Here is a 15803-nt window from a genome sequence, read left to right as displayed (position 1 = left end):
CGCGCAAATCCTCCCCTTCCTCCCATCGAGCGACTCACCGCCGTGTCTCAATTTGCATCCGTGGAACTGGCCCCGGGCGATCCGATCCTGGGCATGACCGACGCCTACAACGCCGACTCCCGTCCCGACAAGATCAACCTGGGCGTGGGCATCTACTACGACGAGCAGGGCCGCATCCCGCTGCTCGACTCGGTGCGCAGCGTCGAGCAGGCGCTGGCCGCGGCTGGCCGCCCGCGCGGCTACCTGCCCATCGATGGCCTGCAGGCCTACGTCGCGGCGACGCAGAAACTGGTGTTCGGCGCCGATGCCGAGGTGCTGGCCGCCGGCCGCGTCGCCACTGCGCAGACCATCGGCGGCAGCGGCGCGCTGCGGGTGGGCGCGGACCTGCTCAAGCGCGTGCTGCCGCAGGCGCGCGTCGCCATCAGCAGCCCGAGCTGGGAAAACCACCGCGTGGTGTTCGGCGCCGCCGGCTTCGAGGTCGCCGACTACCGCTACTACGACGCCGCCACCCACGGCCTGGACTTCGACGGCATGCTGGCCGATCTGGGCAGGCTGGAGCCGGACACGGTGGTGTTGCTGCACGCCTGCTGCCACAACCCGACTGGCGTGGACCTGAGCGCGTCGCAGTGGCAGCAGGTGGTCGAACGGGTGGAGGAACGCCGGCTGCTGCCGTTCATCGACATGGCCTACCAGGGCTTCGACCAGGGCACCGACGCCGACGCCACCGCGGTGCGGCTGTTCGCCGCTTCCGGCATCCCGGCCTTCCTGGTCGCCAATTCGTATTCCAAGTCGTTCTCGCTGTACGGCGAACGCGTCGGCGCGCTGTCGGTGGTCTCGGCCGACCGCGACGAGAGCAAGCGCGTGCTGTCGCAGGTCAAGCGCACCATCCGCTCCAACTATTCCAGCCCGGCCACCCACGGCGGCGCGCTGGTGGCCGGCGTGCTGGGCAGCGACGAGCTGCGCGCGCAATGGGATCGCGAACTGGGCGGCATGCGCGAACGCATCCATCGCCTGCGCGCCGGGCTGGTGGAAAAGCTCGCCAGCCTGGGGGCGCCGGAATTCGCCTTCATCCAGCAGCAGGCCGGCATGTTCTCGTACTCGGGCCTGAGCGAGGCACAGGTGGCGCGGCTGCGCGAGGAATACGCCATCTATGCCATCGGCACCGGCCGCATCTGCGTGGCCGCGCTCAATACCGGCAACCTGGATCGGGTCGCCGAGGCGGTGTACGCGGTCAGCCGCGGCTGAGGGGCGACGAGAAGGGAGGCGAACTCGTCTCCCTTCCCTCCCCTGTTCCTGTGGGAGCGACGTGAGTCGCGACGTGCCAACCACCTGTCGCGACTCACGTCGCTCCCACAGGACAGGACCCCGCGGGATGCAGGCTCAATCGCCCAGGCGCTGCCCGCTGCCGGGGTCGAAGAAATGCAGGCACGCGCCGTCCAGCGCCATCGGCAGCATCTGGCCCAGCGCCGGCAACGGGCGCGGCGACACGCGCGAGACCAGCGGCTGGCCGGCCAGATCGAGGTTGACGAAGATCTCGTTGCCAACCGGCTCGATCACCTCGATGCGTGCCTGGAAAGCCGCTGCGCCGTCCGCCGCCGGTTGCAGGTGCTCGGGCCGCACGCCCACCGCGATCGGCCGCTGCAGCCAGGCTTCCGGGACCTGCGCCGCACCCAGCGGCAGTGATGCCCCGCTGTCCAGGTGCAGCTTCAGGCCGTCGTCGCGCAACAGCCGCCCTTCCAGCACGTTCATCGCCGGGCTGCCGAGGAAGCCGGCGACGAACAGGTTGGCCGGGCGCTCGTACAACGCCATCGGCGTGTCGATCTGCTGCACCTGCCCGTCCTTCAGCACGACGATGCGCTGGCCCAGCGTCATCGCCTCGACCTGGTCGTGGGTGACGTAGATCATCGTGGTGCCGAGCTGGCGGTGCAGGCGCGCGATCTCGGTGCGCACCGAGTGGCGCAGCTTGGCATCGAGGTTGGACAGCGGCTCGTCGAGCAGGAACACCGACGGCTCGCGCACCAGCGCGCGGCCCAGCGCCACGCGCTGGCGCTGGCCGCCGGACAGCTGCTTCGGCAGCTTGGCCAGCATCGGCGTCAGCCCCAGCGTGTCGGCGGCGGCGGCGATGCGGCGCTCGATGGTGGCGCGGTCGTGCCTGCGCAGCTTCAGGCCGAAGGCGAGGTTCTCGGCCACGGTCATGTGCGGGTACAGCGCATAGCTCTGGAACACCATCGCGATGTCGCGATCCTTCGGCGCCACGTCGTTGACCACGCGCCCGCCGATCGACAGCGTGCCGGCGCTGATCTCCTCCAGCCCGGCGATCATCCGCAGCAGCGTCGACTTGCCGCAGCCGGACGGACCGACCAGCACCATCAGTTCGCCATCGGCGATCCCGAAGCTGGCCCCGTGCACGGCGACCTGGCCGTTGTCGTAGACCTTGCGGATGCCATCGAGTTGGACGTTTGCCATTGCAGCTCCTGCGGTGGGCGGCGCATGGCCGCAAGGGCCCCGGCGCACGCGTCGGCCCGCCGGCGGCCATCGCCGGTGCGATCGGGCCGGAACCCGGCCATTCTGCCATGTAACCGTTTTCATGGCGCAAGTCCACGAGCGTGCACGACGCGCGCGGCGCAGTGACGAGGATGCGCATCCCCGGTCGATGCATCGATGCACGCCGCAAGCAGACCAATGCCAATCCATTGCATGGCCGCGAACGGCAATGCGCGCGATCGCGACGGCGCCTTGCGTAAAAGTCCAGTGTCCGGAGGCGTCCGCAGACGCATCGCGCACCACGCGCAGGCTATCATCGCGGGTCGGCCGATCCCGCGCGCAGCGATCCGCGTGCACCGATCATCCTTCCCCTCCTTTCCGCATCTCCTCGAACGAATCCGCATGAGCCAAGCCCCGCGCGTCCTGCTGGCCGATATCGGCGGCACCAATGCCCGCTTCGCCCTGGTCGATACCGGCGCCGCCACGCCCCTGCTGCTGGACACGGTGCAGGGATTTCCGGTCGCCGATTTCCATTCGCTGGCTGATGCGGCGCAGCATTACCTGCAGCAGCCGCAAATCAGCGGGCAGGCCGGCGACGTGCGCCACGGCGTGTTCGCCGTGGCCGGCCGCGTCGACGGCGACGTGGCGCGCATCACCAACCATCCCTGGGTGATCTCGCTGGCGCGCACCCGTGATGCGCTGGGCTTCGACGGCATCCGCCTGGTCAACGACTTCGCCGCGCAGGCGATGGCGATCCCGATGCTGGGCCGCAGCGACGTGGTGGCGATCGGCAGCGCCGAGTGGACGCCGGACACGCAGCCACTGCCGCGCACCTACGCCATCCTCGGCCCCGGCACCGGTCTGGGCGTGGGCGGCCTGATCGTGCGCGACGGCAGGCGCTATCCGCTCGAGACCGAGGGCGGCCACGTCGATTTCGCGCCGGGCACGCCGCAGGAAATCGAGATCCTGCGCCGGCTTTCCGCGCAGTTCGGGCGGGTTTCGATCGAGCGCCTGATCTGCGGCCCCGGGCTGGTCAACCTGCACCGCGCGCTGTGTGAGATCGCCGGCGAGGATCCGGGCCAGCCGCAGCCCGCCGACGTGACCCGGCGCGCGCAGGAAGGCGACGTCCGCGCGATGCAGGCGATCGACGTCTTCTGCGCGGTGTTCGGCGCGATCGCCGGCGACCTGGTGCTGACGCTGGGCGCGTGGGACGGCGTGTTCCTGACCGGCGGGCTGGTGCCGCGGCTGTTGCCGTCGCTGCAGCATTCCGGCTTCCGCCAGCGCTTCGAACACAAGGGCCGCTTCTCGGCCACGATGGCCGGCATCCCGACGATGGCGATCATCCATCCGCATCCCGGCCTGCTGGGCGCGGCCGGCATGGCGGTCGAGGCGTTCGGCGCGCGGCGAAGCTGACGGCAACGCCACCGCGCGAAGGCTGGTCTGGCTTTGGTCACTTTAATCGGCGGCGCAAAGCCAGTAGAAAGTACGACATGCTCCTGCCGTCGCGCGCGACGGGCGCCACTGCCCGGTTTGCCTTCCCCGCTCCCCGCATCGCCACGCGCCGCGCCGCAGGCCGCTGCGCTGCGGCGGCAAGGCGAACGGTGAAGGAAACGGCGACGCGCTCCACGGCCGGCAGGCGCACAATCGACTTCCCGCAGCCCAGCCGACGCCAATGAGCCTGCATCCCCGCATCCAACAGGTCACCGAACGCATCCGCCAGCGCAGCGCGCCGCTGCGCCGCGCCTACCTGGACGGCATCGACGCCGTCCACCGCGACGGCCCGCAGCGCACGCGGCTGAGCTGCGGCAACCTCGCCCACGCCTTCGCCGCCTGCGGGCCGACCGACAAGGGCCGCCTGCGCGCCGACGTCACCCCCAACCTCGGCATCGTCAACGCCTACAACGACATGCTGTCGGCGCACCAGCCGTTCGAGCGCTACCCGGAGATCATCCGCACCGTGGCGCGCGAACTCGGCGCCACCGCGCAGGTCGCCGGCGGCGTGCCGGCGATGTGCGACGGCGTCACCCAGGGCCGGCCCGGCATGGAGCTGTCGCTGTTCTCGCGCGACAACATCGCCCAGGCCACCGCGATCTCGCTCAGCCACGACATGTTCGACGCGGCGCTGTACCTGGGCGTGTGCGACAAGATCGTGCCGGGGCTGCTGATCGGCGCGCTGGCCTTCGGCCACCTGCCGGCGGTGTTCGTGCCGGCCGGACCGATGACGCCGGGCATCCCCAACAAACAGAAGGCCGAGGTGCGCGAGCGCTACGCCGCCGGCGAGGCCACCCGCGAGGAACTGCTGGAAGCCGAGTCGGCCAGCTACCACGCGCCGGGCACCTGCACCTTCTACGGCACCGCCAACTCCAACCAGGTGCTGCTGGAGGCGATGGGCCTGCAACTGCCGGGTACCTCGTTCGTCAATCCCGACCAGCCGTTGCGCGACGTGCTCACCCGCGCCGCCGCCGAGCGCGCGCTGCGCATCACCGCGCTGGGCGACGACTACCGCCCCATCGGCCACCTGGTCGACGAGCGCGCCATCGTCAACGCGATGGCCGCGCTGATGGCCACCGGCGGCTCGACCAACCACACCATCCACTGGGTCGCGGTCGCGCGCGCGGCCGGCATCGTGCTGACCTGGGACGACATCGACCTGATCTCGCAGACCGTGCCGCTGCTGGCGCGGGTGTATCCCAACGGCGAGGCCGACGTGAACCGCTTCGCCGCCGCCGGCGGCACCCAGTTCGTGTTCCGCGAGCTGCTCGACGCCGGCCTGATGCACGACCTGCCGACCATCGTGCCGGGCGGCCTGCGCGCGTACTGCGATGAACCGCGCCTGGTCGAGGGCAGGCTGGCCTACGCGCCGGGCCTGGCGCACAGCGCCGACGAGGCGGTGGTGCGGCCGGTGGCGACCGCGTTCGAGCCGCAGGGCGGCCTGCGCCTGCTGCGCGGCAACCTCGGCCGCTCGCTGATCAAGACCTCGGCGGTCAAGCCGGAATACCGCCGCATCGAGGCGCCGGCGGTGGTCGTCGACGATCCGCGCGCGCTCAACCGCCTGCACGCGGCCGGCGTGCTGCCGCAGGACTTCGTCGCGGTGGTGCGCTACCAGGGGCCGCGCGCCAACGGCATGCCCGAGTTGCACTCGCTGGCGCCGCTGCTGGGCCTGCTGCAGAACCAGGGCCGGCGCGTAGCGCTGGTCACCGACGGGCGCCTGTCCGGTGCCTCGGGCAAGATTCCCGCCGCCATCCACCTGACCCCGGAAGCGGCGCGCGGCGGCCCGCTGGCGCGGCTGCGCGAGGGCGACATGATCCGCCTGGACGCCGAAGCCGGCACGCTGGAAGCGCTGGTGCCGGCCGACGAATGGGACGCGCGCGAACTGGCGCCCAACACCACGCCGGCCGGGCTGGACATGGGCCGCAACCTGTTCGCGATCAACCGCGAGGTGGTCACGCCGGCCGACCAGGGCGCGCTGTCGATCTCCTGCGGCCCGCCCCACGGCAACGGCTCGTGGGAATACGACGCCGAGTACGACCTGGGCGACAGCCCCGAGGCAGCGGATGCGCCGCACGAGGCCAAGGACGCCTGATGTGTCATGCGGCTCCAACCTTCCATGCGGGAGCGACATGAGTCGCGACGCTCCGATGTACAGCCGTCGCGACTCACCCGTACCGGCATGCCGGCACGACTCCCACATGACCCATTCATCGAACCGAACCGCGCCATGACCATCGCCGAACGCCAGCAGAAAGCCGAACACCTCCTCCGCGCCGCCGGCATCCTGCCGGTGGTCACCGTGCACACGCTGGAGCAGGCGCGCCGCGTCTCGGCGGCGCTGCTGGAAGGCGGCCTGCCCGCCATCGAGCTGACCCTGCGCACGCCGGTGGCGATGGAGGCGCTGGCGATGCTCAAGCGCGAGCTGCCCGGCATCGTCATCGGCGCCGGCACGGTGCTGACGCGCGCGCAGATCGCGCAGTCCATCGACGCCGGCGCCGATTTCCTGGTCACGCCCGGCACGCCGCCGGAACTGGCCGACGCACTGGCGGAAGCGGACATCCCGGCCGTGCCCGGCGCGGCCACGCCGACCGAGATGCTGGCGCTGATGGCGCGCGGCTTCCGCGTCTGCAAGCTGTTCCCGGCCAGCGCGGTCGGCGGGCTGGCGATGCTGAAGGGCCTGGCCGGACCACTGGCGGAGCTGAGGATCTGCCCCACCGGCGGCATCACCGAGGACAACGCCGCCGACTATCTTTCGCAGCCCAACGTCGTCTGCATCGGCGGCTCGTGGATGGTGCCGGCCGGCTGGATCGAGGCCGGCCAGTGGGACAAGGTCGCCGCCAGTTCGGCGATGGCGGCGGCCATCGTGCGCAAGGTGCGGGGCTGAGCCAAAGGGTTGGTATCCGTCGTCCCCGCGAAGGCGGGGACGACGAGAAGAAGCAGTTGAATCGGGAATGCCCTAGCCGCGCGACAGCGCCATCGCGAAGCCGTCGCGCCGCCACGCCAGGGCGAGCAGGACGTACCACGCCACCAGCATCAGGCCGAGCAGCCATTCGGAGGCGTTCTCGATGCGATCCTGCAAACCGGCGTCGATGCCGACCAAGCCGGCGGCGACGTTGACCAGGCCCAATGCCAGCATCACGGCGGCGGCCAGCGCCATCGCCTGGTGCAGCCTCGTGCCCATCCGCGCCGTCGCGACCGCCTGCCGCATCAGCAGCAACTGCGCCACGAATCCGCAGCCGAAGTACACGACGACGCCGTAGCGGCGCAGGAACCGGTAGACCTCGCCCTCGCTGCCGAGGAAGGTCGCATAGACCGCCAGCGCCAGCGCCGACAACGCGCCCAGCGCCAGCATCAGGCGGACCGCCCTGCCCGCTTCCGGCGCCAGCCAGCGGCGCGCCAGCCACCATGCCAGCAGGTGCAGCACCGCGCACGGCAGCGCGACCAGCTTGAACAGGTGATTGCCCCAACCGTGGCGCGCGGCGCGGCTGATCGACACGCAGCCGTCCACGTAGGGCAAGCACGCCGGGATCAGCCCGTCGCGCATCGACAGCAGCCATGCAGCGTGCACGCCGACCAGGAACAGCGCCGCGATCAGCAGCGGCAGCGGCCACAGCGGCGTGGTGTCGGTCCGGACGGGAACGAATCGCATGGCGACGTCTTAGCCGAGCCGCCCTTCCGGCGCAAGCCGAATCGCTGTAGAGCCGAGCTTGCTCGGCTCCCCTCTACTTTGCGCAGCCGGGCAAGCTCGGCTCTAAAGGAGCGTGCGTCAAACGGGGCCGGAACGATTCATGTTCGTGGTCCACCGTCATTGCGCCGGCCCCTGCGGAATCTCGATGGTCAAATCCGCAGGCAGCGCATCGATGCGCAGTTCGCTGCCGTTCCATGCGGCCCGGCCCTTGCCCACGCGCAGGCGACCCGGCTCGCCCGCGTAGGGCCAGGGCAGGTTCAGGCCACCGGCGGGCGGCGTCAGGCCGTCGCCTATTTGAAGATGCAGGCGCGCCCCCTCGCGCCGCAGCCGATAGCCCAGCGTGCCGTGCGGCGTGCGCAGGCCGTCGATCGCCACGCCCTGCTCCATCCACGCCGGCGGCAGGCCCGCCGCCAGCACCAGGCTGTCGTCGACCTCGCGCACGTAGGCGAACATGTCCAGCGCCGAACGCACGAAGTCCGATCCGACCCAGGCATGCGGCAGGTCGCCGACGAAGAACGGCGTGCGCGGCGTGCGCGAGACCACCTCGGCCCACTGGTTCCACGCCGGCGGCGCGCGATCGGCGAAGAAGTAGTCGACGACCTCCTGTGCGCGTTCGCGCCAGCCCAGCCGCACGAACGCGGCGACGTTGCGCCATTCGTAGGGCGTGTAGTCCTTCCATTCCAGCCGGCCGTCGCGGCGATCGACGAAGCGCTGCCAGTACAGCTCGAAGGTGTTGTGCAGCAGTTCCTTCGGCAGCCTGCCCTGCTCGCCGCCCGGCGCCAGCGCGATGGTGGTCGAGGTGGCGTCGAAGTCGCCCAGTTCGGCCGCGCCCGGCAGGTAGTCGATGCCGTGCCGCGCGGCGGCCGCGCGCAGCGAGGCGTCCAGGTCCTCGCGGAACTGGTCGCGCGAGGCGGCCATGCGCCGCGCGTCTTCCGCCTCGCCCAGCGCCTGCGCCACCTCCGCCGCGTCCTTGTAGCCGCGCAGCGCCCAGAAGTTGTCCCAGTACGAGTGCATCGGCTTGGCCGAATAGCCCTCGTGGCTGATCGAGGCCGGCATCATCCCGTAGAACGCCGGGTCGAGCGCGCGGTTGGCCTCCGTCCGCTCGCTGGCGCGCAGCTGCTCCATGTAGCGGTAGGCGCCGCGCACGTGCGGCCACATGCGGCGCAGGAAGGCCTCGTCGCCGGTGTAGCGCCAGTATTCGGCGATGTTGAAGATCAGCTCGCCGTGGCTGTCGTTCTCCGGCACCGGATCGCTGCCGCGATCGTCCACGCAGCACGGCACCTTGCCGTTGTCGAACTGGTACGGCGCGTACCATTCGACGTACGCCTTCACCACCTCGGGCCGGCCCATCCGCAGCAATCCTTCGGAAATCATCGCGCCGTCGCGGATCCAGCTGCGCGAATACGAGCGCGTGCCCGGTTGCAGGCGCGGGCCGATGCGCGAGATCAGCATGTGCGCCAGCGAGGTGCGCAGCGTGTCTACCAGCGGCTGCCCGGCCGGCGGCACCTCGAAGCGCACCACGTCCAGCTTGCGCCGCCACTGCGCGGCGACCTCGTCCTGCATCGCCTGCGCTTGCGCGGGCGCGACGGCGTGGCCGGGCGTCATCCCTTCCATCGGGATCAGCAGGACGATTTCCTCCGACTGCCCCGGTTGCAGCGTCATCCGGTAGACCATCGCCGCCGATGCCAGCCCGACCGGATCCTGCACCGCGGTCCTGTCCGCGGCCCGGACGGCATCGATGTCCTCCAGCGCCTGCGGCAACAGGCCGGCGTCGAAGCTGCTGGCATGCGAGGCGTCCGGCGCGCGCGAGGCGATCACGCGCGGGCGTCCGTCCACCGCCAGCACGCCTCCGTCGAGCGACAGCGACTCCAGCCGGCTGACGCCGCCGATGGTGTTGAGGAACTGCGCCGGCGGATTGACCTGGAACGGCCGCGCCGCCAGCACCAGCGCGTACTCGCGCGGCGCCGCGCCGGTGTTGCGCAGCACATAGCGCGACAGCAGCCGCGAGTCGCCCGGCGCGCCGTGGGCGAACGCGGTGACGTCGAGCGCGAAATCCGCATGCCGCCAGTGCACCGACGGTATCGGCAGGTAGCCGTCCTGCAGCGACTGGCTCACCTGCACGTCGGCCCAGGTCGCCAGCGCGCCGTCCAGCAGCACGAACGGCTCGATGCTGAAGCCGCCCTTGCCGACCTCGACCGCGCCGTCCTCGCCGATCAGGCCCTGCTCGGCGCCGCCGTCCAGCCCGAGGAGGGTCCAGTACGGTTGTTCGCCGCTGAAGCCGCGCGGGAACAAACCGCGCCGCGCATCGGCAGCCACCGCCTTGACGAAGTCGTTGGGATGGGCGGAAAAACCCAGCGGCTGCACCTCGGCCCCGGCCAGCCCGAACGACGCGCCCGGCCCGTCGGTCATCGTAAACCGCAGGTAGCGCGCCTCCGACTCCGGCAGCGCCAGGTAGTCGATGCCGCCGTTGCCGCCCGCCACCGCGCGCGCGTCGCGCCAGCGGCCGCCGTCGTCGGAAAGCTGCAACAGGTAGTCGGAGGCATGCTCGCCCGGCTTCCAGCGCAGCTTGAGGCCGCCGAACTCGCGCGGCTTGCCCAGGTCCAGCGTGATCCACGCGCCCTGCGAAGCGAAGTCCGCGTGCCAGGCGGTGGCCGCGTCCCCGTCAACCACCGCGGCCGCGCGCGTGCCGGCCAGCGCGGAGGACGCGCTGGCGGTGGCCGTCAACGGCGAACGATCCTCCGGTGGCAGCGGCTGGAGGGCCAACTCGTCGAAGCACACCGTTCCCTTGCCGCCGGCCTGGTTGTAGATCGTGAACTCGACCTTGGCGCTGCGGCGCAGGACGCGATCCGGATCCGGTCCCCAGGCCTTGTCGATGTGGCGCCGCTTGTAGCGCACCGGCGTCCAGTCGCGCGGGTAGTCGTATTTCGGCCGGTTGACCCACCAGACGTTGTCGCCGCTGGCGTCGACCAGCTTGAATTGCAGGTCGTTGGCCGGCGAATCGCCGCGCAGATGGAAGGCGAACGCGTAGTTGTCCGGATACTCCAGCGGCAGATCGCGCTGGATGCCGGCATAGCCGGACACGCCGTTGAAGTCGTAGTCCAGGCACAGCGCGTTGCCCCGCGCACCATCGATCTGCCGCAGCTTGCCGCTGACCTGGTCGGAGGTGACCACCCGCCACGACGCAGCGTCGTCGAAGCCGTCGAGCAGGCGTGCGCCGCCGGCATGCTCCCGGGCTTGGCCCGTTCCGATTGCCGCCAGCGCGGCGGCGGCCAGCAGGGGCTTCATCGGGAAGAATCGCTTGCTCATGTCACTGGACCTCATGCATCGGATCACGTCGCCGGCGTGGTTGGGCGTTCGAGCCGCCCTCCGCCCACACCATCCCCACCCAACCCTCCCCTTGAAGGGGAGGGCCGTAGAGCGGAGCTTGCTCCGCTGCTCCTCATCCCTTCACGCTGCCCAGCAACAGCCCCTGGATGTAGTAGCGCTGCAACACCAGGAACAGCAGCAGCACCGGCAGGATGGTCACCACCGCGCCGGCCATCATCAGCTCGTAGTCCATCACGTGCTCGCGCGACAGCGAGGCCAGCGCCACCGGCAGCGTCTGCATGCTGTCGTCGCTGAGGATGATCAGCGGCCACATGAAGTCGTTCCAGGCGGCCAGGAAGCTGAAGATCGCCAGCGTCACCAGGATCGGCTTGAGCCCGGGCAGCACGATCCGGAAGAAGATCCGCCACTCGCCGGCGCCGTCGATGCGCGCGGCCTCCAGCAGCTCGTCCGGTATCGAGCGCGCGTACTGGCGGACCAGGAAGATGCCGAAGATGGTCGCCATGCCCGGTACGATCGCGCCGGCGTAGGTGTTGACCAGCCCCATCTGCTTGAGCAGCAGGAACAGCGGCATCATCGCCACCTGCCCGGGAATCACCAGCGCGGCCAGCAGCGCGCGGAACGTGCGCTCGCGCCCCTTGAACCGCAGCTTGGCGAAGGCGTAGCCGGCCATCGTGTTGAACAGCAGCGACAGCACCGTCACGCAGCCGGCGATCAGCGCGCTGTTGAGCAGGTAGCGGCCCATGCCGGCGCGCACGAACAACTCGCGGTAGTTGTGCAGGGTCGGCGCGGATGGCAGCAGCGGCGGCGGGAAATGCCCGGCCTCGCCGGCCTGCATGAACGACACCGACAGCATCCACAGCAGCGGGCCGAGGCTGACCACGGCCAGCAGCGCCAGCAGCGCATTGACGGCGAACCTGGCCGCGCGCGGGCTCATCTCACTCCGCCCCGCGCCGGCGCGCGAACCACAGCAGGCCGCTGGTCACCGCCGTCATCAGCACGAACAGCAGGAACGCCACCGCCGACGCGTTGCCCAGGTTCCACCACTTGAAGCCTTCCTCGTACATCAGGTACAGCACGCTCTTGGTGCTCTCCAGCGGCCCGCCCTGGGTCATCACGTAGGGCTCGGCGAACAGCTGGAAATAGCCGGCCATGGTCAGGATGCCGACCAGCAGCATCACCGGTCCCAGCATCGGCAGGGTGACGTGGCGGAACTGCGCCCAGCGCGAGGCGCCGTCGATGCGCGCGGCCTCGTAGAGATCCTCGGGGATGCTCTGCAGGCCGGCCAGGAAGATGATCATGTTGTAGCCGAAGTTCTTCCACACCGCGAACAGGATGATGGTCGGCATCGCCCAGCGCGGGTCGCCCAGCCAGTCGATCGGGTCGACGCCCACATGGGACAGTCCCCAGTTCACCAGCCCGTAGCGGGTGTGGAACAGGTAGCGCCAGATCACCGCCACCGCCACCACCGTGGTCACCACCGGCGCAAAGAACGCGGTGCGGTAGAAGCCCTTGAAGCGGCCCAGCCTCGAATGCAGCAGCAGCGCCGCGCCCAGCGACAGCGCCACCGACAGCGGCACGCCGACCGCGACGAAGTACGCCGTGTTGCCCAGCGACTTCCAGAACAGCGGCGTCTGCAACAGCGCGAGGTAGTTGCCCAGGCCGACGAAGCGCAGGTTGCCGATGTCGGCCAGCGCGTAGATGTCGAAGTCGGTCAGGCTCAGCGCCAGCGCCGCCAGCACCGGCAGCCCGAAGAACACCACGATGACCGCCAGCGCGGGCGCGGCGAACATCCAGCCGGCGGCCTGCGCCTTCATGGACGGCCCGCCTGTGCGCGGTCCAGCATCCAGCGGCGCTTCTCCAGGATGCGGTCGGCGCGGCGGTCCAGTTCCTCGGCGGCCGCATCCACTTCCATGCGGCCGTTGGCGACCCGTTCGCCGATCAGCCGCATCTCGGTGGCGATGCGCTCCCACTCCGGCACCTTGGGCGTGGGCACGGCGCGCTCGAGCTGTTCGCGGAAGGCGCGCGCATGCGTGTCGTTGGCCAGCGCGGGCGTACGCCAGGGCGAACGGCGCGGCGGCAGATCGCCGGTCATGGCATGGAAGCGCGCCTGCACCTCCGGGCGCGAGAACCAGCGCACCAGTTCCCAGGCTTCCGGCTTGCGCGCCGAGCCGCGGAAGATCACGAAACTGGTGCCGTTGGCCAGCGACGCGCCCGGCCCTTCCGGGCCCGGCAGCGGCATCGTCATCCAGTCGCCCTGCTGCGACGCCGGCAGGCGCTGCTTGAACTGCGCGATGTTCCACGGACCGGAGATGTAGAAGGAATAGAAGCCCTTGCCGAATTCGTCCCAGACGTTGGAGATCTGGTTGTTGGTCACCGCCGGCGCCCAGCCGCGATCGAACATCTCCTTGTAGAAGGAAAGCGACTGCCGGAAACCGTCGCTGCGGAAGTTGCCGTAGCGCCCGCCGTCGCGCAGCAGCGGCTCGGGCTGCTGCACCGCCAGGCTCAGCAGCGGCTCGAACTCGTTGAGCGGCAGCAGGATCGCGTAGTTGCCGGTGCCTGCCGCCTGCTTGACCGCCGCCATCGCCGTGCGCCACTCGTCCCAACTCGCTGGCGGCGCGTCGATGCCGGCCTTGCGCAGCAGATCGGCGCGATAGAACGGCAGCCGCGTCTCCACGTACCACGGCACCGCGTAGACGCGCCCCTCGACCACGCCGCTGTCCCACACGCCCGGGAAGTAGTCGGCGGCGTCGAAGCCCGCTGTGGCGGCGATCTCCTCGTCCAGCGGCTCCAGCGCGTCGATCGCGGCGAACTCGGGTATCCAGGTGTTGCCGATCGGGCTGACGTCGGGCAGCGCGTCGCCGGCGAAGGCGGTCAGCAGCTTCTCGTGCGCCGACAGCCACGGCAGCTTCTGCAGGTCGACGCGGATGTGCGGATGCTCGCGCTCGAACTCCGGGATCATCCGCGCGACGATCTCGCCCTCGTAGCCCATCACCCAGAAGGTGACGGTGCGCCGGTCGTCGCGTCCGGCGCAGGCGGCCAGCGATGCCGCCAGCACCAGCGCCGGCAGCAGCCAGCGCCAGCGGCCGGCGATGCGCCGGAAAGCCGCGCGGGCGATGTCGCGGGACACCGGCACCCCGTCAGTTCAGCGGCTGCGGGCGCGGCGGCGGCGAAGGCGGGGCGACGTTGCCGCGCGACTCGGCCGTGCCCAGCGCGCGCGCCGCGGCGGCCTCCGGATCGCCTTCCGAGGCGGGTTCGGCGGCCTCGCCTCCGGCCGTGCTCAGCCAGCCGCCCTTGAAGCCGGCGCGCTCCAGGCCGCGGCGGATGTGCGGGTTCTCCTTCATCACGTTCCAGACGAACTCGTTGCGGTAGTTGGTGATCATCGCAAGTATCGGCCCTTGATCGATGCCGATGTAGTCGCCGGCCACCCAGCCGTTGCCCGGCACCAGCCGCCCGGTCTTGAGCGGGATGTCGTAGTCGAAGCTGCGGTTGAACGAGTCGAGGAAGCCGTAGCTGGAATACAGGTAGTCGCCGAAGCGCCGGTGCATCTCCTCGGTCGCCGGGATCACGATCTCCGGCGCGAACGGCAGCGAGGCGACGGCCGCGGTCGGGGCGATGGTGCCGTCGTCGAAGTTCTCGCGGAAGCCGGTGCCGCGCGCCGAGTAGTGGCGGAAGTTGCGCTGCTCGCCGTTGTAGTCCTGCAGGGTCTGCTGCGGGCCGTCGCTGGCGGTCAGGCCCCAGACGTTCTCGCCGTAGTCCTTCCACTTCATCGGGTTCTCGATGGCGTAGTTGCGCTGGGCGTAGGTGGCGCGGCGGCTGTTCTCGAAGTAGTCGATGCCGCGCTCGCGCATGTAGTCGTCCTGGATGCCGCGGAAATCGACCCACACGTGGGTGTACTGGTGGCCGAAGTGCGGGCCGAAGGTCAGGAACTCCTGCCCCTGGAAAACGCCCCAGAACTCGTTGTAGCTGCGCGTCCACACCTGCCACGCGTCCGGGCTGACCGGATGGGTCGGCGAGGCCATCGCCAGGATGTAGACCATCATCGCCTCGTTGTAGCCGGTCCAGTCGTGCGGGATGAACCCGCTCTCGGGGAACCAGCCCATCGAGATCAACGGCTTGTTGATCTGCAGCCACGGCCATTCCACCCGCCGGTACAACTGCTCGGCCAGGTCGCGGATCTCCTTCTCGCGCGCGTCGTCGCGGTCGTAGTACGACTGCGCGAACAGCACGCCCATCATCAGGATGGCCGTGTCCACGCTCGACAGCTCCACCCAGCTGTCGTAGCGGTGGCCGTCCTGCATGTCGAGGAAGTGGTAGTAGAAGCCGTGGTAGCCGCCCTTGCCCTCGCGCTGCGGCCCCATCGGCAGCTGGCGGAAGAAGCGCAGCGTGGTCAGCGTGCGGTCCACCGCCTGGGTGCGGCTGACCCAGCCGTTCTCGATGCCGATCGGATACGCCGTCAGCGCGTAGCCCACCGAGGCGATGCTGGCGAACGGCCGCGACGGGAAGCGATCCGGCGTCAGCCCGTTGACCTCGTTGGTGGTGTCCCAGAAGAACTGGAACGTCCTGCGCTCGATGTCGCGGAACAGCGGCGGCAGCTCGGGCCGGGCCGGCGGCTTGCCGTCCCCGGCCTGCTGCTGCGGCATCGGCGGCGCCGGCTGCGGTTGCGGGCGGGGTTGTTCCTGCTTGCCGCAGGCTGCGAGCAGGACCACCACGGCACCCAGCACCAGCGCCGGAAATTTGTTCTTGAAGGAGGAACCTTTGGACACGCTTCTTCTCTGCAATCGTTTTCAGTGTTCGGCAAGGCCAGCCACCCGGC

General features: G+C 70.2%; 11 protein-coding genes. 4 read left to right on the top strand and 7 right to left on the bottom strand.

Annotated elements, in window-relative coordinates:
* Positions 1–42 precede the first annotated feature (42 nt).
* Positions 43–1245 (top strand): aromatic amino acid transaminase, encoded by a 1203-nt coding sequence (locus AAG688_RS08890; protein WP_411831900.1) that lies wholly within the window; start codon positions 43–45, stop codon positions 1243–1245.
* Positions 1246–1380: 135 nt separating this feature from the next.
* On the opposite strand, the gene AAG688_RS08885 is transcribed toward AAG688_RS08890, so the two are convergent.
* Positions 1381–2466 (bottom strand): ABC transporter ATP-binding protein, encoded by a 1086-nt coding sequence (locus tag AAG688_RS08885; protein WP_411831899.1) that lies wholly within the window; start codon positions 2464–2466, stop codon positions 1381–1383.
* A 420-nt stretch (positions 2467–2886) separates the two neighbouring features.
* On the opposite strand from AAG688_RS08885, the gene glk reads away from it, so the two are divergent.
* The 3 genes from glk to AAG688_RS08870 all read left to right on the top strand — a co-directional run bounded on the left by glk (position 2887) and on the right by AAG688_RS08870 (position 6859).
* The gene (gene glk / locus AAG688_RS08880) at positions 2887–3897 is read left to right on the top strand and encodes a glucokinase (protein WP_411831898.1); all 1011 of its coding nucleotides are present in this window, start codon (positions 2887–2889) and stop codon (positions 3895–3897) included.
* Between the two features lie 259 nt (positions 3898–4156).
* Positions 4157–6067 carry a phosphogluconate dehydratase gene (edd, locus tag AAG688_RS08875; protein ID WP_411831897.1) on the top strand — a complete coding sequence of 637 codons (1911 nt, stop codon included), beginning with the start codon at positions 4157–4159 and terminating at the stop codon, positions 6065–6067.
* A gap of 135 nt (positions 6068–6202) precedes the next feature.
* Positions 6203–6859 carry a bifunctional 4-hydroxy-2-oxoglutarate aldolase/2-dehydro-3-deoxy-phosphogluconate aldolase gene (locus AAG688_RS08870; RefSeq protein ID WP_411831896.1) on the top strand — a complete coding sequence of 219 codons (657 nt, stop codon included), beginning with the start codon at positions 6203–6205 and terminating at the stop codon, positions 6857–6859.
* 72 nt (positions 6860–6931) lie between these two features.
* Here AAG688_RS08870 and AAG688_RS08865 read toward each other — a convergent pair whose 3' ends face one another.
* From AAG688_RS08865 to AAG688_RS08840, 6 genes are all read right to left on the bottom strand, one after another.
* Positions 6932–7624, bottom strand: coding sequence for a hypothetical protein (locus AAG688_RS08865; protein WP_411831895.1), 693 nt, complete (start codon positions 7622–7624; stop codon positions 6932–6934).
* Between the two features lie 156 nt (positions 7625–7780).
* Positions 7781–10948, bottom strand: coding sequence for a discoidin domain-containing protein (locus AAG688_RS08860; protein WP_411834965.1), 3168 nt, complete (start codon positions 10946–10948; stop codon positions 7781–7783).
* Positions 10949–11102: 154 nt separating this feature from the next.
* The gene (locus AAG688_RS08855) at positions 11103–11924 is read right to left on the bottom strand and encodes a carbohydrate ABC transporter permease (protein ID WP_411831894.1); all 822 of its coding nucleotides are present in this window, start codon (positions 11922–11924) and stop codon (positions 11103–11105) included.
* 1 nt (position 11925) lies between these two features.
* Positions 11926–12804 carry a carbohydrate ABC transporter permease gene (locus AAG688_RS08850; protein WP_411831893.1) on the bottom strand — a complete coding sequence of 293 codons (879 nt, stop codon included), beginning with the start codon at positions 12802–12804 and terminating at the stop codon, positions 11926–11928.
* Positions 12801–14081: a sugar ABC transporter substrate-binding protein gene (locus AAG688_RS08845; RefSeq protein ID WP_411834964.1), complete on the bottom strand. Its 1281-nt coding sequence runs from the start codon at positions 14079–14081 to the stop codon at positions 12801–12803. The genes AAG688_RS08850 and AAG688_RS08845 overlap by 4 nt, the downstream gene beginning before the upstream one ends.
* Positions 14082–14127: 46 nt before the next feature.
* Positions 14128–15753 carry a glucoamylase family protein gene (locus AAG688_RS08840; protein WP_411831892.1) on the bottom strand — a complete coding sequence of 542 codons (1626 nt, stop codon included), beginning with the start codon at positions 15751–15753 and terminating at the stop codon, positions 14128–14130.
* Between the last annotated feature and the right edge of the window lie 50 nt (positions 15754–15803).

The sequence above is a fragment of the Pseudoxanthomonas mexicana genome (assembly GCF_046736355.1).
In the GTDB taxonomy this organism is placed as follows: Bacteria; Pseudomonadota; Gammaproteobacteria; order Xanthomonadales; family Xanthomonadaceae; genus Pseudoxanthomonas_A; species Pseudoxanthomonas_A mexicana_B.
This window is presented reverse-complemented; position numbering and strand designations above follow the sequence as displayed.